Consider the following 16,843-nt stretch of genomic DNA (forward strand, 5'->3'; position numbering starts at 1 on the left):
GTGGAGGCGCATTATAGGGAGTTATTTCAGGCTGACAAGGGGAAAATACAAAAAACTTATCAACCGATTACTTTTGCATCAAAACCAGTAATGGAAAGTTATTTTCGCCTGGTTTTTAAACAAAAACGGGCCCTGCAGGGCCCGTTTTTAGTATTTTGTGACTTACTGCACTGCCACAATGCGATCGTCATTCACTTCCAGACGAATCGTTTTGCCAGGAACCAGCTCACCCGACAGGATTTGCTGGGCCAGCGGGTTTTCGATCTGTTGCTGGATAGCACGTTTCAATGGACGCGCCCCGTAGACAGGATCGTACCCATTCGCGCTCAGCAGTTTAAGCGCCTCGTCAGAGATGTGGATTTCATAGCCACGATCTTCCAGACGTTTGTACAGACGCTGCAGCTGGATCTGGGCAATAGACGCAATGTGTTGTTCACCCAACGGATGGAAGACAACAACTTCATCTATACGGTTAATGAATTCCGGACGGAAGTTTTGACTGACCACGCCCAGCACCATGTCTTTCATGTGTCCGTAGTCCAGGTCGCCAAAACGTTCCTGAATGAGATCGGACCCCAGGTTAGAAGTCATGATGACCACCGTATTACGGAAGTCGACCGTTCTCCCCTGCCCGTCAGTCAGTCGACCGTCATCCAGCACCTGCAACAGAATGTTGAACACATCCGGATGCGCCTTTTCCACTTCATCCAGCAGGATGACGGAATAAGGGCGACGACGCACCGCTTCTGTCAGGTAGCCGCCCTCTTCATAGCCAACGTATCCCGGGGGCGCACCGACCAGACGAGAGACAGAGTGTTTCTCCATAAACTCAGACATATCGATACGAACCATCGCGTCGTCGCTGTCGAACATAAAGTTAGCCAGCGCTTTACACAGTTCGGTTTTACCGACACCGGTTGGCCCAAGGAACAAGAACGAACCGATCGGACGATTCGGATCGGACAACCCTGCACGGCTACGGCGAATCGCGTTGGATACCGCTTCCACCGCTTCGTTCTGACCAATGACGCGGTTATGCAGATCCTGCTCCATACGCAGCAGTTTTTCACGCTCGCCTTCCAGCATGCGGGCAACAGGGATCCCCGTCCAACGTGCCAGTACTTCGGCGATTTCCGCATCCGTCACTTTATTACGCAACAGGCGCATGGTTTTGCCTTCAGACTGAGTGGCTGCTTCCAGCTGTTTTTCCAGCTCAGGAATTTTGCCGTACTGCAGCTCAGACATCCGCGCCAGATCACCCACCCGACGAGCCTGTTCGATAGCGATTTTCGCCTGCTCCAGTTCAGCCTTAATCGTCTGCGTGCCGGAAAGTGACGCTTTTTCCGCTTTCCACTCTTCTTCGAGCTCAGAATACTGACGCTCTTTGTCATCCAGCTCTTCATTAAGCATATCGAGGCGCTTTTTACTCGCCTCGTCAGACTCTTTCATTAACGCCTGCTGTTCCAGTTTGAGCTGGATGATTCGGCGATCGAGTCGGTCCAGTTCTTCCGGCTTGGAGTCAATCTGCATACGAATGCTGGACGCCGCTTCATCGATAAGATCGATGGCTTTGTCCGGTAACTGACGGTCAGCAATGTAACGATGAGATAGCGTCGCTGCCGCGACAATTGCCGGGTCAGTGATCTGCACGTGGTGGTGCAGCTCATAGCGTTCTTTCAACCCACGCAAAATGGCGATGGTGTCTTCCACGCTCGGCTCGGCAACAAACACTTTCTGGAAACGACGTTCCAGTGCCGCATCTTTTTCGATGTACTGGCGGTACTCATCAAGTGTTGTAGCCCCTACACAGTGCAGTTCGCCACGAGCCAGTGCCGGTTTCAACATGTTCCCGGCATCCATGGCACCATCGGCTTTACCTGCGCCAACCATAGTATGCAGCTCATCGATAAACAGAATGACATTGCCTTCCTGTTTCGACAGATCGTTCAGCACACCTTTTAAACGTTCTTCAAATTCACCGCGATATTTCGCCCCGGCCACCAACGCGCCCATATCCAGCGCCAGTACACGGCGGCCTTTTAAACCCTCCGGCACTTCGCCATTAATAATGCGCTGCGCAAGCCCTTCAACAATGGCCGTTTTACCGACACCAGGCTCACCAATTAATACCGGATTGTTTTTAGTACGGCGTTGCAGCACCTGAATGGTGCGACGAATTTCTTCATCACGACCGATAACCGGATCGAGCTTACCCTGCTCGGCACGTTCCGTCAGGTCGACGGTGTATTTTTTCAAGGCCTGACGTTGGTCTTCAGCCCCTTGGTCGTTCACGCTTTCACCTCCACGCATCTGTTCAATTGCCTGAGTGATATTAGCGGTCGTCGCCCCCGCTGATTTTAATAAATCGGTCAGCGTACCGCGTGACTCAAGCGCCGCCAGAACGAACAGTTCCGACGAAATAAAATTGTCCCCACGTTTTTGCGCCAGCTTGTCGCAAAGATTCAGTACACGCACCAGCTCCTGAGAAGGCTGCACATCACCGCCGGTGCCTTCTACCTGCGGCAAGCGGCTCAATGCCTGATCAATGGCTGTGCGTAACTGGCCGGCGTTAATGCCAGCAGACGTTAACAAAGGACGGACCGATCCCCCTTCCTGATTAAGCAGGGCGCTCATTAGATGAAGTGGTTCGATAAACTGGTTGTCGTGCCCCAGTGCGAGTGACTGGGCATCGGCGAGTGCAAGCTGGAATTTATTAGTAAGACGATCCAGACGCATAACTCCTCCCATAACAGGTCAAAATTGCTACTGGAGATTAAATGAGGTCATCCCTCAATTATTCAAGGTGAATGACCTGAATTATGTGAAAAGAAAATTACGCGTACCGGATCGTCTTGATTCTTTAGGTTATATCAGCCAAATAAAACTTGCCATACGACCGGTGGTTTTGTCGCGACGATAAGAGAAGAAAGTCTCACTTTCGCTGAACGTACAGCGGTCACCGCCGTAGAGGTTCTCAACCCCAACATGTGCCAGACGCTGGCGAGCAAGCTGATAAATATCTGCCAGGTACTTTTCACCACGTGGCACAAATGCGCTGTCTGCTTGTGGATCTTTGACCATAAACGCGTCACGCACTTCAGGCCCCACTTCAAATGCACGGGGACCAATTGCCGGGCCTAACCAGGCAATAATGTTTTCGGGTTTATCAGCAAAACACGCAACGGTCTCTTCAAGCACGCCTGCACATAACCCGCGCCAGCCCGCATGAGCCGCCGCGACTTCCGTGCCAGCACGATTACAAAATAACACGGGCAAACAGTCTGCCGTCATCACTGCACACACGGTGCCCGGCGTATTGCTGTAGGACGCATCCGCACGCTTAGAAGAATAAGGCTCGCCGGTAAGTTTCAGAACATCTTTACCGTGCACCTGTTCGAGCCAGACCGGTTTTGAAGGCAGATTGCCCGCAGCAAAGAGTCGTTTGCGGTTCTCTTCAACATGTTCCAGGTTATCGCCGCAATGGGCCCCCAGATTCAGCGAATCGTACGGCGGCAAACTGACGCCACCAATACGGGTAGAACTACAGGCCGCGACGCCTTGCGGCAGCGGCCACTGCGGGACAATTAGCTTACTCATAGCCAGGCCACATCATCCTTATGCTCTTCGAAATCGGCACGCATCACGGCAATCAGATCAACCATATCTTGCGGAATTGGCGCATGCCATTCCATTTCGATACCTGTGATTGGGTGATACAAGCGCAGCATGGTGGCATGCAGCGCCTGGCGGTCGAACTTACGCAGCGTAGAAATAAATTCATCCGACGCGCCTTTCGGTGGACGTGGACGGCCGCCGTAGACCTGGTCGCCCACCAGCGGATGGGTAATATGCGCCATGTGCACACGGATCTGGTGCGTACGTCCGGTTTCCAGACGCAGCCTAAGGCGCGTGTGTACACGGAAGTGCTCCATAATGCGGTAATGCGTCACCGCAGGTTTCCCCATGGGATGCACGGACATATGCGTACGTTTGGTGGGATGACGGCTGATAGGCTCTTCTACAGTGCCACCGGCTGTCATATGACCAATCGCTACGGCTTCGTACTCACGCGTAATTTCACGCAGCTGTAGCGACTCGACCAAACGCGTTTGCGCCGGAACCGTTTTTGCTACCACCATTAATCCGGTGGTGTCTTTATCCAGACGGTGCACGATACCTGCACGAGGAACATCCGCAATCGGCGGGTAGTAATGCAGTAACGCATTCAATACCGTGCCATCAGGATTACCGGCACCCGGATGTACCACGAAATCACGTGGTTTGTTGATGACCAGAATATCGTCATCTTCATAGACGATATCTAGCGGGATATCTTGCGCTTCAAAACGAATTTCTTCGTCAATTTCAGCATTGATGGAGACACGTTCTCCACCCAAAACTTTTTCTTTCGGTTTATCGCAAAGATTCCCGTTTACCAGCACGCGCTGATCGAGGATCCATTCTTTTATGCGAGAACGCGAATAATCAGGGAACAATTCGGCCAAAGCCTGATCTAAGCGTTGACCGAGCTGATTATCGGAGACTGTTGCGGTGAGTTCTACTCGTTGTGCCATAAACTGCTTCTTCGTTTAACGTTGGGTTTTACGGCTTTGCCGTTTAATATAGTGTGCTATTGTAGCTGGTCTTAACCGGGAGCAGGAACAGAGAATCTCCCGTAAAACATTTTGAGGAAAGTCAAAACGTCATGACGCGCATGAAATACCTGGTGGCAGCAGCCACGTTGAGCCTGTTTTTGGCGGGTTGCTCTGGTTCAAAGGAAGAGGTGCCCGATAACCCACCAAATGAAATCTACGCGACTGCTCAGCAAAAGCTGCAGGACGGTAACTGGAAACAGGCAATAACGCAATTGGAAGCGTTGGATAATCGCTATCCATTTGGACCTTATTCTCAGCAGGTGCAATTAGATCTCATCTACGCCTACTACAAAAATGCCGATCTGCCGCTCGCTCAGGCCGCCATCGATCGTTTTATCCGTCTGAACCCGACACACCCTAACATTGATTATGTCATGTATATGCGTGGCCTGACCAATATGGCGTTGGATGATAGCGCACTGCAAGGATTCTTTGGTGTTGATCGCAGCGATCGCGATCCACAGCACGCCCGAGCTGCGTTTAATGACTTTTCCAAACTGGTACGTGGCTACCCGAATAGCCAGTACACAACGGACGCCACCAAGCGCCTGGTATTCCTGAAAGATCGCCTGGCGAAATATGAGTACTCCGTTGCTGAGTACTACACCGCACGCGGCGCGTGGGTTGCTGTGGTGAACCGCGTAGAAGGTATGCTGCGTGACTTCCCGGATACCCAGGCAACACGTGATGCCTTACCGCTGATGGAAAACGCCTATCGCCAGATGCAGATGACTGCACAGGCCGAAAAAGTGGCGAAAATTATTGCCGCCAACAGCAGTAATACCTGATTCCTCGCTGAATGCAAAACGGCAGCCCTCGGGCTGCCGTTTTTTTATCCGTTTACGCCGTAACTGAAGCGGTTTAGCTGCAACGCATCCTATCAAATATGGCCTGCTTTCAGGTATTCCTCAAGTAAAAGATCGCCTGTTCCTGCGGTGCCTCACAAAAAGGTTTTCTTGACAAAAAGCGACAAAATAATGTGATTTAGATCACGCATTTTGACATTAGGAAAGGTATGCTGGAATCACCAAGACGGGAAAGACAAGAGGTAAAATTTATGACAATGAACATTACCAGTAAACAAATGGAAATTACTCCGGCAATTCGCCAGCATGTCGCAGACCGTCTCGCCAAACTTGAAAAATGGCAAACTCATCTGATTAATCCACATATCATTCTGTCCAAGGAGCCACAGGGTTTCACTGCTGACGCCACCATCAATACACCGAACGGACATTTGGTTGCCAGCGCTAAGCACGAAGATATGTACACCGCTATTAACGATTTGATCAACAAGCTGGAACGGCAGCTCAATAAAGTGCAGCACAAAGGCGAAGCCCGTCGTGCAACAACTTCAGTAAAAGACGCCAACTTCGTCGAAGCAGAAGAAGAGTAGTCCCTTACATTGAGTGTATCGCCAACGCGCCTTCGGGCGCGTTTTTTGTTGACAGGGTGAAAACAGTACAGGTACTTTAACTGACGTAGCCAAAGGAAATTGACATGAAACTTATTCCGTTCTTCTTCGCATTCTTTTTTACCTTCCCCTGAATGGGAGGCGTTTCGTCGTGTGATAAATAATGCGAAGACGAACAATAAGGCCTCCCACAACGGGGGGCCTTTTTTATTGATAATAAAAAAGGCAACACTATGACATCGGAAAACCCATTACTGGCGCTGCGCGATAAGATAAGCTCGCTGGATGAAAAATTACTGGCCCTGCTGGCTGAGCGTCGTGGTCTGGCCGTCGAAGTCGGTAAAGCAAAACTGCTTTCTCATCGTCCGGTGCGCGATATTGACCGCGAGCGCGATCTGCTGGACCGACTGATCCAGTTGGGTAAAGTGCATCACCTCGATGCCCACTACATCACACGCCTGTTCCAGCTCATTATCGAAGATTCCGTTCTCACCCAGCAGGCGCTCCTGCAGCAGCATCTGAATAAAATCAATCCGCACTCCGCCCGCGTCGCGTTTCTGGGGCCAAAAGGTTCGTATTCGCACCTCGCTGCGCGTCAGTATGCCGCTCGCCATTTTGAGCAATTTATTGAAAGCGGTTGCGCCAAGTTTGCCGATATCTTTAATCAGGTCGAAACCGGACAGGCGGACTACGCGGTCGTGCCGATTGAGAACACCAGCTCTGGCGCGATCAACGATGTTTACGACTTGCTGCAGCACACCAGCCTCTCCATCGTCGGCGAGATGACCATTATTATCGACCACTGCGTGCTGGTTTCCGGTACTACGGACCTGAATAGCATCGAAACCGTGTACAGCCATCCGCAACCGTTCCAGCAATGCAGCAAATTCCTCAATCGTTATCCGCACTGGAAGATCGAATATACCGAAAGCACCTCGGCGGCAATGGAAAAGGTTGCCCAGGCGAACTCACCGCACGTGGCAGCCTTGGGCAGCGAAGCCGGTGGCGTGCTGCACGGTCTGCAGGTACTTGAACATATTGAAGCGAATCAGACGCAAAACATTACCCGTTTTGTCGTGCTGGCACGCAAGGCTATTAATGTTTCCGACCAGGTTCCGGCGAAAACCACGCTGTTGATAGCGACAGGGCAACAGGCGGGTGCGCTGGTTGAAGCGCTGCTGGTGCTACGCAACCATAATCTGATTATGACCAAGCTGGAATCGCGCCCGATTCACGGTAATCCGTGGGAAGAGATGTTTTATCTCGATATCCAGGCCAACCTGGAATCGCCGGAAATGCAAAAAGCATTGAAGGAGTTGGGTGAAATTACGCGTTCGATGAAGGTACTGGGATGTTACCCAAGTGAGAACGTGGTGCCAGTCGATCCGAGCTAACGTATGACAATACCGGATGGCGTAGGCATCGCCATCCGGTATCGACGCTACTGGCGGCTATCGTTGGCCTGACGCAGTAGCGTACGGCTTTCGCTCTGGAAGCGTTTGGCATAATCGCCAAACCAGTGCTCAACCTTACGGAAGCTGTCGATAAACGCCTGCTTATCGCCCTGCTCCAGTAAACCAATCGCTTCACCAAAACGCTGATAATACCGTTTGATCAACGCGAGATTACTTTCTGACGACATAATAATGTCGGCATACAGCTGCGGATCCTGGGCAAACAGGCGTCCGACCATGGCCAGCTCAAGACGGTAAATCGGCGAAGAGAGCGCCAGTAACTGTTCAAGTTGGACATTCTCTTCTGCTAAGTGCAACCCGTAAGCAAAAGTCGCGAAGTGACGTAATGCCTGGATAAACGCCATGTTCTGATCGTGCTCGACGGCACTGATCCGATGCAGCCGCGCCCCCCAGACCTGAATCTGTTCCAGGAACCATTGATAGGCTTCCGGCTGGCGTCCATCGCACCAGACAACCACCTGCTTTGCCAGACTGCCGCTATCCGGACCAAACATCGGATGCAATCCAACTACCGGGCCATCGTGCGCCGCCAGCATCGCCTGTAATGGGCCGTTTTTCACCGAGGCCAGATCGACCAGGATACAGTCAGCAGGCAAGCGCGGTAATTTCGCGATCACCTGCTCGGTAACGTGAATCGGCACGCTAACGATCACCATTCCGGCATCCGCCACGATCTCCTCGGCACGATCCCAGTCCTGCTGTTCAAGAATACGCACCTGATAACCCGACAGCGTAAGCATCTTCTCGAATAGCCGTCCCATCTGACCGCCACCGCCGACAATCACCACCGGGCGTAACGTTGGACAGAGCGTTTTAAATCCTTTGTCATTCTCGCTAGAGTACGACTCACGCATTACCCGACGTAATACATCTTCAATCAGATCAGGCGGTACGCCCAGCGCTTCCGCCTCTGCACGGCGAGAAGCCAGCATAGACGCCTCCCGCTCAGGCACGTAAATCGGTAACCCAAAGCGGCTTTTTACTTCACCAACCTCGGCAACCAGTTCAAGACGGCGCGCCAGCAAATCCAGCAACGCCTTATCCACTTCATCAATTTGATCGCGTAATGCGGTCAATTCAGCCACCATAACCCACCTCTTAAGCCAGGCGCGTCGCCAGCTGGCCGTTCAAGTCTTTATTAATTTCACGCAACAACGCATCCGTCATTTCCCAGCTAATGCAGGCATCTGTTACGGACACGCCGTATTTCATTGCACTGCGCGGCTGCTCAGAGGACTGGTTGCCTTCGTGAATATTGCTTTCAATCATCAGGCCGATGATTGAACGGTTGCCATCTTTAATTTGTGCAACCACTGACTCTGCCACGGCAGGCTGGCGACGGTAATCTTTGTTGGAGTTACCATGACTGCAATCTACCATCAGTGACGGTCGCAGTCCCGCCTGCTCCATTTCTTTTTCGCACTGAGCGACATCTGCCGGACTGTAATTCGGTGCTTTACCGCCGCGCAGGATCACATGACCGTCCGGATTACCCTGCGTTTGCAGCAGTGCCACCTGTCCTGCCTGGTTAATACCCACAAAGCGGTGAGACTGAGCTGCTGCGCGCATAGCGTTAATCGCTGTCGCCAGGCTGCCGTCAGTGCCATTTTTAAAACCAACCGGCATCGACAGACCCGACGCCATTTCACGGTGAGTCTGCGATTCAGTCGTACGCGCACCGATAGCGGACCAGCTAAACAGATCGCCCAGGTACTGCGGGCTGTTGGGATCCAATGCTTCTGTCGCCAGCGGCAGCCCCATATTCACCAGTTCAAGCAACAGCTGACGCGCAATTTTCAGACCTGCTTCAACATCAAAAGAGCCATCCATATGAGGATCGTTAATTAGCCCTTTCCAGCCGACGGTGGTACGGGGTTTTTCAAAATAGACACGCATCACCAGATAGAGGCTATCGCTGACCTCTGCGGCAAGGGTTTTAAATCGACGGGCATATTCCAGCGCCATTTCAGGATCATGAATAGAGCAAGGACCACACACTACCAGCAAACGCGGATCGCGACCGGCGATGATGTCAGAAATGGTTTTGCGCGACTGCGCAATTTGCGCCTCTTGCGCCAGACTCAACGGGAATTGCATTTTAAGTTGTTCCGGAGTCATCAGAACCTGTTCATCAGTAATGTGTACGTTGTTCAGCGCGTCTTTTTGCATGGTGGTGATCCTGTTTAGCTCGTTTGCGATAGTTGTTCCTCAGCGAGGAGGTAATTACGATAACACAACGGGTAAAGATTTCAATCCAAGTTGCGTAAATTTTTATTTACAGCCAGTATAAACAGGCCTAACTGGCGCGGAATGTCGTAAATTTAAATTTACACACGCCATTTAAGAGATCCGCTATGCTTTAAAAAAACCAGGGAGTATCAGCAATGAAGCGACTTATCAACACGGTACTGGTGTTACTGCTAAGCGGATGTCAGATAGATCCCTATACCCATGCCCCCACCTGGACCGGCACCGACTGGTACGATGCCGGGATCCAGGATGCTATTTCAGGGTATGTCATTAAAGATAATGAAACTCTTGCCGACAACTACAATGACCCCGAAATCGATCGTACGGAATATCTTAAGGGTTACGCTGAAGGACAACGTAAAACCTGCCAGCAGGATTTTGTTTACGCCAGGGGACTGGCCGGGAAAACCTTCCCTCCAAGCTGTGATACCGTTGAAAATGTCGACCAATTACACAGTGCCTGGCAAAAAGGTTCAAATGAAGGCGCAGCCTCTATAAGATTAAATTAAACAAGAAGTTATATCCGATAAATCAATAAGATTTAACTTAAATCGATAATGTTATTCATCCAGATATAATGACGCTCTGATAAAATAATGTTACTTTGTTGCGAACAATCGTGAGTGTATTTCGACGTATTACGGCTAACGCTGGTAGGTACCTTTTCATGAGCTTTTCTTATCGACTCATACTTCTACTGGCACTGCTATTGTCCGGATTACCGCTGTATGCCCAAAACGCTACGGAAGAGGCGAAATCCGTACGCGCCATGGTTTCCGGCATCGTCAGCTATACGCGCTGGCCAGCGCTTTCCGGTCCGCCCAAACTGTGTATCTTCTCTTCATCACGTTTTACCAGTGTGCTGCAGGATACCCATGCCGGAGCGTTACCCTATCTTCCCGTCATCGTTCATACGCAACAAGACAGTGTCGTAGCTCAGTGTGACGGTTTTTATTTTGGCACTGAATCCCCAACATTTCAGGTGGAATTAAAGAGTCAATTTCCAACTAAGGCATTGTTATTAATTGCCGAACAGAATACCGAATGCGTTATTGGTAGCGCTTTTTGCCTCATCATAAATAATGAAGAAGTGAGGTTTTCGGTAAATATGGATTCCCTGTCACGCAGTGGTGTAAGGGTCAGTCCAGACGTATTGATGCTTGCACGGAATAATAAGGATGGATAAGGGTATTTCTCCCATAACACGCCCAACGTTCAAACGGACACTACGGCGTATCAGCATCGTCAGCGTTCTGGTCACTATGACGCTGATCTGGCTGCTGCTGAGCATTTCTTCCGTGCTGGCACTCAAACAATATGCGCAAAAAAACCTCGATCTGACCGCCGCGACCATGACCCGATCGCTTGAAGCCTCGCTGGTGTTTTCTGATAGCGTTGCAGCAAACGAAACGTTGGCTGCGCTAGGGCAACAGGGGCAATTCTCCGTTGCCGAAGTACGCAATAAAAATCAAAAGGTGATCGCCACCTGGCGCTATGACGCCCAGGATACAACAGAAAAGATTAGCGGTCTGATCAGTCACTGGCTATTCCCACAGCCGGTGACAAAGCCTATTTTGCACAATGGCAACGTCATTGGGGAAGTGCGCCTGACAGCCCGCGACAGCGTCATTAGCCATTTCATCTATCTGTCACTGGCTGTGCTTACCGGATGCATTTTACTGGCCTCCGGTATTGCATTAATGCTCACCCGCTATTTGCACAATGGCGTTGTTGAAGCGCTGCAAAATATTACCGAGGTGGTGCACGACGTTCGCACCAACCGCAACTTCTCACGCCGCGTGTCTGAAGAACGCATTGAAGAGTTTCATCTGTTTGCCCAGGACTTTAATAGTCTGCTGGATGAGATGGAAGAGTGGCAACTGCGCCTGCAAGCCAAAAATGCTCAGTTGTTGCGCACCGCGCTGCACGATCCCCTGACCGGACTTGCTAATCGCGCCGCATTTCGTAGCAGCATTAACGCGTTGATGAACGACGAATCCGCTCACAGCAGCTCGGCGTTGTTATTCCTTGATGGCGATAATTTTAAATTTATTAATGATACCTGGGGGCATGCAGCAGGAGACCGGGTATTGATTGAAGTTGCTAAAAGGCTGGCCGAGTTTGGTGGCAATCACCATCAACCGTACCGGCTCGGAGGCGATGAGTTTGCGATGGTGCTATACAGCGTGCATTCGGAGAATGAAGTTCAGCGTATCTGCGCGGCACTATCGCAAGAGTTTAACCGTCCATTTGACCTTCACAATGGTCATCTGGCAAGCATGACGCTAAGCATTGGGTTTGCGCTGACGTGGGAACATGCCTCTGCCGAGAAATTACAAGAACTCGCCGATCACAATATGTATCAGGCTAAACATTTGCGTTCTGAACGCATTATTAAAAAATAAGGAATTACACACATGCTGAAACGTCTATTATCGCCATTTATTCTTATCATACTGATTCTGGCTGGCTGTCAGGCCCCTCAGGGTAAATTCACCCCTGAGCAAGTTGCAGCCATGAAATCATACGGCTTTACCGAAGCATCTGGCGACTGGTCGCTGGGTCTGTCTGATACCATTTTGTTTGATAAAAATGACTATAAGCTGCGTCCTGAAAGTGAAAAACAGATCCAAGAAATGGCAGCTAAACTGGCGGCTACCGGCCTGAATCATGCGCGTCTGGATGGTCACACCGATAACTACGGCGAAGACAGCTATAACGAAGCACTGTCGCTTAAGCGAGCTAACGTCGTGGCAGATGCCTGGGCTCAAGGTGCCAACATCCCACGCACCAATCTGACAACTCAGGGATTAGGCAAAAAATACCCGATTGCCAGTAACCAGAGCTCAAAAGGCCGTGCCGAAAACCGCCGCGTTGCGGTCGTCATCAGCACGCCTTAATGTCTTACTCGGCTGACTGCGCCAACAGATTTTGCGACATTTTGTACCAGCGCAGCCAGTCAATCATCATAAACAGCAGCAGGCTTACGCCCGCTACCGGCATCGCCATCCCCAGCACGCCAGCCACTACCAGCACCGCACATCGCCCCTTCCCACGTATCGCCAATATCATAACAAAGCAGACCTGCACGACGACACATAGGTATCTGATACAGTTAAGGGAAGTAGTGTTAGACGAATACCGTCAGGCACAACCGCATTTTTACTACAGCAACAACACGCCATACATCCAAAAGATCAGTGTAATAACACGAGCCATGCCTTGGCGTTGATTATCTGGCTGAGAAATAGCATTATTCTCCACTGTTTCTCCAGCTATAATTAACAATTGTGAATTAATAGTTAATAATTAATAATTAATAATTAATAATTAATAATTAATAATTAATAATTAATAATTAATAATAGAAGCATTTACTTACCACAAAGATTCCCAAGTATACGCGTTTTTTGAAGCACACATTGAGTCGACATGAAAGGGGAGGACGGGCTAATCGACTAGAGAAAAAAGTGATAACGCGAAAATCTCTCCACAGAAGAGATATACAAAACTGCATAACAAAAAACGACGAGATACATCTGACAACCGACATAAACATCTATTGGGGGTGGTTTGCCGTCCAAGAAAGTAACGATGCTGCTATGGATATTTTGCTAAGGCCAATTAAACGATGAGCATCAATGTAGTGCTACAGTATAAAATTTACTAACACATCAATTTATAATATAATAACCAGACATTTAACTATAGAGCAAAAAACCATGATTAACTTGAAAAGTAAAAAAAGAAATTTATGTATGAAGTTATTCTTTATCGCATCCTCATTTATATTTTCAGGATGTGGTGAGCAGCACTCAGAAAAATTCAACTCGCTACCAGACAATTATAAAAGTATAGATTGTGCCGGAGGAATAGAAACAATTAACGCTAAGAGAATTTCATCATCTACATCAATAGGTAACAATGAAAACTTAGTTATAAATGGTTGGGCTGTTTTAAATACCAATGAGGGAATTACTTTTGATAAAGTACAAATAGCAATTACGGACTCACAAGGTAATGTTGCAAGATATAGCACTTTTAAAACAAAACGAGATGATGTATCTGCTTATTTTAAGCAAGGGCTTGATGACTCTGGATTTACAACGTTTATCCAAGCCTCCTCAGTTAAAGGGATTATTGACCTTGATGTGATAGGAATCAAGGGACAACAATATTATTTATGCAAAAACCTTCAACAACAAACCAATATACATTGAATTAAATGGGTGATAAATATATATCACCCTTTAAACTTAATACACTATTATTTTTTTTGATATCTAGATGACGATACCATCATCAATGTTGCAATAACCACAGATAATATTTGCCATATTGAATATCTAAAATCAGCTGCTGTTGCTAAGAAAAACAATGATAGATTACTCATTAATCCACTTATGCAGATTGTTGAAATTGCTATATTTGTGTAAGCATTTCCTTTAGCTGTCACCGCATTATACACACACCGAACTATAATTAAAATTGAAATAATATAATAAATATAGACCTTAAACGGTATAGTGTCCGCAACTAACGTAAAGAATCCAATCAACGTATTGGCAGTATCTTCATTAATGTGCTTAAAGTAAAAACCCTGATCATTGCTTTGTATCCCTGGATGGAATGGATAATAGGTGTGTCCATTCACCGACTTACCAGATAATACAGAAAAAACATACCATCTATGTTTAAAGTATGCCTCAGGGTTCTCTATAATGATCCGTATCCAGTCATATTTAAGTTTTCCCTGGTCCTCTGCATCAATATATGTGGAAATTACAGAAAAGACAGGAAAATTAGCCTCTCTACTGTTAGCAAGCTTCATTTCCTGAAGGAGGGTTTCTTTATTTTTCCCTTTAATCATATAATCTGGAATGACAATTTTATTTTCGTCGATGGAAATACAGGCAAAATCCCAACCAACTAGAGAACCTAAACTGGGTGTTTTTACTGCGCTACTATTAATTGCAAAAACGAATAGAATTGATGTTATTAAAAACAGCATTGCGCATATCATAGACTTTATAATACTTTTAAGGAAATTATTTTTATTTTCTATAAAGAATATTAAAAAAAGGCCCATTGAAATAAATACTGATGGAATAAATCCATTAACTCTAACTGCTGTGGCTATTAATAGAGAAATTAAGCAAAGTATTATCCAAAATCGCTTAGGCGTCCGCGAATAAGCATATATAGATATTCCAGATATTGATAATGCACACATCATTACTACATCTTTCCAGACGTTTAATGAAATTAGAAACAATGGTGGCCAAAACCCGACAAAAAATATAATAATAAGTCTTTTAGATATTTTTTTTGTTAGTACATTTGCAAGCAATGCTACTGAGCTCCAGTACAAGAACTGGAATAGGAGGAATAGTAATTCAGGCCTATCTGTCAGCTTAATAAGAAGCATCCAAAAATATGACATTATTACCGGATGGGCGGTATATACTGGAATTATTCCTGCAGCTTGCTTGTATTGTTCAAGGGTATCATACGAAATAAATCCAGGGCATAAAATATAATACACGGAGTAGGCTATAACCACGGCAACCATGTACGAAAATAGATTATTCAACTTTGCGTCGTTATCGGCGGACATCTTTATACCAATGTTCATTGACACTCCTTTTTACAATATCAACTAGTGCAATTACTTATTAAACAATTCAGTTATTGAGTTTTTTGGCTGACGTTCAATATCGGCCTGAATAAAACCCAATAAAAGCTGCATACCTAAAATAATAGGTAGCGCAGATAACATTACGGTACCACCACTAGCTAATTCATTAAATAACAGAGATTTATACCAGCCAACTAATCCATATAATATACCAAACATTGATAATAAAATGCCGAAAAAAAGCTCAATTGAGGCAACTGAAAAATCCCTCAAAAAATAATTATAAATAATTCTTTTGGTTGCATTTTTCAAATGTCCTTTCAAAAAAGGAAATATTATTTTTTTGATATGAAGGTTTGATTCCTCATCTTCATAAATAGCATCCATTGGAACATCAACAACTTTTGCGTTAATTAAATTCAATCTAAATAGCATATCTGATTCAAAAAAATATCGCTTATTTAACTTATCAAGGTTCAATTTTTTTAATGCGAATGATGAAATGGCAGTATAACCATTTGTCGGATCAAAAATATTATAATATCCAGATGAAAACTTAGTCATAAAAGAAAGTACAGTATTACCAAAAAGTCTTATCTTTGGCATAGGCTTCAAACTTTCTACATCATAAAACCGATTACCCTTAGTATAATCAGCAAGCTCCTTTGAGATAGGATTTATAAAATTACCAATTAATGATGGATCCATTTGCCCATCACCATCTAACTTGACAACAATATCTACATTATCTTCAAGGCTAGCTAGGTAGCCACTTATTACAGCCCCACCAACCCCTTGGTTCTCATGATTAAATATCACTTTAACCCTAGGGTCTGTACAATTTTTCTGTACATACTCCCCTGACAGCTCTGGACATTTATCATCTACAACATAAATAAGACACACCTCATCCCCGATGTTACTTATTACATCAAAAATATGTTTTTTAACTTTATAGCAGGGTATAACAACAGCTACTTTAATCTCTTTATGCATTGTTTTCATTAGTAAAAACCATTTTTTTTGCAAGAATAAAACTGATAAAAAACAAAATTAATTCTACCAGAACCTTACTTATAAATGTAAAACTAACATTTTCCACTCCGCTGTATATTTCTTTCGAAACCCAAAGAAAACAGCTACTTAGCGCTGTCATGAAGAGCCAGTAAATACAAAACTTAATAAAAGTCCCTGCAGATGGATTTTTATCAAAGGTATATTTTCCATTAACGAAATAGCCTATCAATGCGGCACTTCCTCTTGATAAAATATTAGCCAAAATAATATTTACACCTACTGTTGATAATATTGTGTAAATAAAGGAATCAACAGCGAACTGCAAAACTCCAAACAAGAAAAACAACCCGATTTTTTTCATTGACTATCACCAAAAACATTAACTTTTGATAAT

At 46.6% G+C, this 16,843-nt stretch carries 18 protein-coding genes and 1 other annotated feature; of the genes, 9 read left to right on the top strand and 9 right to left on the bottom strand.

Going from position 1 to position 16,843, the window contains the following annotated elements; translation table 11 throughout:
- Window positions 1–162 precede the first annotated feature (162 nt).
- The 3 genes from clpB to rluD form a co-directional block, all read right to left on the bottom strand.
- On the bottom strand, window positions 163–2,736 hold the full coding sequence (gene clpB, locus FDX22_RS13525) for an ATP-dependent chaperone ClpB (RefSeq protein WP_096756110.1): 2,574 nt from the start codon (window positions 2,734–2,736) through the stop codon (window positions 163–165).
- A 129-nt stretch (window positions 2,737–2,865) separates the two neighbouring features.
- Window positions 2,866–3,597 carry a purine nucleoside phosphorylase YfiH gene (gene yfiH, locus FDX22_RS13530; protein WP_117343909.1) on the bottom strand — a complete coding sequence of 244 codons (732 nt, stop codon included), beginning with the start codon at window positions 3,595–3,597 and terminating at the stop codon, window positions 2,866–2,868.
- Window positions 3,594–4,574, bottom strand: a complete 981-nt coding sequence (rluD, locus tag FDX22_RS13535) for a 23S rRNA pseudouridine(1911/1915/1917) synthase RluD (RefSeq protein ID WP_096756108.1) — start codon at window positions 4,572–4,574, stop codon at window positions 3,594–3,596. The genes yfiH and rluD overlap by 4 nt, the downstream gene beginning before the upstream one ends.
- A 131-nt stretch (window positions 4,575–4,705) precedes the next feature.
- Between rluD and bamD the strand changes: the two genes are divergently transcribed.
- The 4 genes from bamD (at window position 4,706) to pheA (ending at window position 7,463) form a co-directional block, all read left to right on the top strand.
- A complete protein-coding gene (gene bamD / locus FDX22_RS13540) occupies window positions 4,706–5,443 on the top strand; it encodes an outer membrane protein assembly factor BamD (protein ID WP_096756107.1) in 738 nt (245 codons plus the stop codon).
- A 269-nt stretch (window positions 5,444–5,712) separates the two neighbouring features.
- Window positions 5,713–6,051: a ribosome-associated translation inhibitor RaiA gene (raiA, locus tag FDX22_RS13545; RefSeq protein WP_096756105.1), complete on the top strand. Its 339-nt coding sequence runs from the start codon at window positions 5,713–5,715 to the stop codon at window positions 6,049–6,051.
- Between the two features lie 103 nt (window positions 6,052–6,154).
- Window positions 6,155–6,280: a sequence feature (Phe leader region), on the top strand.
- Window positions 6,156–6,203, top strand: a complete 48-nt coding sequence (gene pheL, locus FDX22_RS13550; protein ID WP_101706155.1) for a pheA operon leader peptide PheL — start codon at window positions 6,156–6,158, stop codon at window positions 6,201–6,203. Its footprint overlaps the feature before it by 48 nt.
- A 22-nt stretch (window positions 6,281–6,302) precedes the next feature.
- Window positions 6,303–7,463, top strand: a complete 1,161-nt coding sequence (gene pheA / locus FDX22_RS13555) for a bifunctional chorismate mutase/prephenate dehydratase (protein WP_096756104.1) — start codon at window positions 6,303–6,305, stop codon at window positions 7,461–7,463.
- A gap of 47 nt (window positions 7,464–7,510) precedes the next feature.
- Here the strand turns inward: pheA and tyrA are convergent, their stop codons facing one another.
- Window positions 7,511–8,632, bottom strand: coding sequence for a bifunctional chorismate mutase/prephenate dehydrogenase (gene tyrA / locus FDX22_RS13560; protein WP_115257741.1), 1,122 nt, complete (start codon window positions 8,630–8,632; stop codon window positions 7,511–7,513).
- A gap of 10 nt (window positions 8,633–8,642) precedes the next feature.
- The gene (aroF, locus tag FDX22_RS13565; protein WP_096756102.1) at window positions 8,643–9,713 is read right to left on the bottom strand and encodes a 3-deoxy-7-phosphoheptulonate synthase AroF; all 1,071 of its coding nucleotides are present in this window, start codon (window positions 9,711–9,713) and stop codon (window positions 8,643–8,645) included.
- A 215-nt stretch (window positions 9,714–9,928) separates the two neighbouring features.
- Between aroF and FDX22_RS13570 the strand changes: the two genes are divergently transcribed.
- The 4 genes from FDX22_RS13570 (at window position 9,929) to FDX22_RS13585 (ending at window position 12,694) form a co-directional block, all read left to right on the top strand.
- Window positions 9,929–10,303, top strand: a complete 375-nt coding sequence (locus tag FDX22_RS13570) for a DUF2799 domain-containing protein (RefSeq protein ID WP_096756101.1) — start codon at window positions 9,929–9,931, stop codon at window positions 10,301–10,303.
- Window positions 10,304–10,461: 158 nt separating this feature from the next.
- The gene (locus tag FDX22_RS13575; protein WP_096756100.1) at window positions 10,462–10,980 is read left to right on the top strand and encodes a YfiR family protein; all 519 of its coding nucleotides are present in this window, start codon (window positions 10,462–10,464) and stop codon (window positions 10,978–10,980) included.
- On the top strand, window positions 10,973–12,199 hold the full coding sequence (gene dgcN, locus FDX22_RS13580) for a diguanylate cyclase DgcN (protein WP_115257739.1): 1,227 nt from the start codon (window positions 10,973–10,975) through the stop codon (window positions 12,197–12,199). Before FDX22_RS13575 ends, dgcN begins: the two co-directional genes overlap by 8 nt.
- Window positions 12,200–12,211: 12 nt before the next feature.
- Entirely contained in the window at window positions 12,212–12,694 is a 483-nt protein-coding gene (locus FDX22_RS13585; RefSeq protein WP_096756098.1) for an OmpA family protein, read from the top strand.
- Between the two features lie 4 nt (window positions 12,695–12,698).
- On the opposite strand, the gene FDX22_RS31065 is transcribed toward FDX22_RS13585, so the two are convergent.
- Complete coding sequence (locus FDX22_RS31065; RefSeq protein WP_255432917.1) at window positions 12,699–12,830, bottom strand: hypothetical protein; 132 nt, start codon at window positions 12,828–12,830, stop codon at window positions 12,699–12,701.
- Between the two features lie 686 nt (window positions 12,831–13,516).
- Between FDX22_RS31065 and FDX22_RS13590 the strand changes: the two genes are divergently transcribed.
- Complete coding sequence (locus FDX22_RS13590) at window positions 13,517–14,014, top strand: hypothetical protein (protein ID WP_146717328.1); 498 nt, start codon at window positions 13,517–13,519, stop codon at window positions 14,012–14,014.
- A gap of 47 nt (window positions 14,015–14,061) precedes the next feature.
- On the opposite strand, the gene FDX22_RS13595 is transcribed toward FDX22_RS13590, so the two are convergent.
- Genes FDX22_RS13595 through FDX22_RS13605 form a run of 3 tightly spaced genes read right to left on the bottom strand, consistent with a single transcriptional unit; the run spans window position 14,062 to window position 16,810 of the window.
- Window positions 14,062–15,429 (bottom strand): hypothetical protein, encoded by a 1,368-nt coding sequence (locus FDX22_RS13595; RefSeq protein WP_146717329.1) that lies wholly within the window; start codon window positions 15,427–15,429, stop codon window positions 14,062–14,064.
- A gap of 33 nt (window positions 15,430–15,462) precedes the next feature.
- Window positions 15,463–16,437, bottom strand: a complete 975-nt coding sequence (locus FDX22_RS13600) for a glycosyltransferase family 2 protein (RefSeq protein ID WP_146717330.1) — start codon at window positions 16,435–16,437, stop codon at window positions 15,463–15,465.
- Window positions 16,421–16,810 (bottom strand): GtrA family protein, encoded by a 390-nt coding sequence (locus FDX22_RS13605; RefSeq protein ID WP_146717331.1) that lies wholly within the window; start codon window positions 16,808–16,810, stop codon window positions 16,421–16,423. The genes FDX22_RS13600 and FDX22_RS13605 overlap by 17 nt, the downstream gene beginning before the upstream one ends.
- Window positions 16,811–16,843 lie beyond the last annotated feature (33 nt).

The organism is Citrobacter sp. TBCS-14, assembly GCF_005280805.1.
In the GTDB taxonomy this organism is placed as follows: Bacteria; Pseudomonadota; Gammaproteobacteria; order Enterobacterales; family Enterobacteriaceae; genus Citrobacter; species Citrobacter gillenii.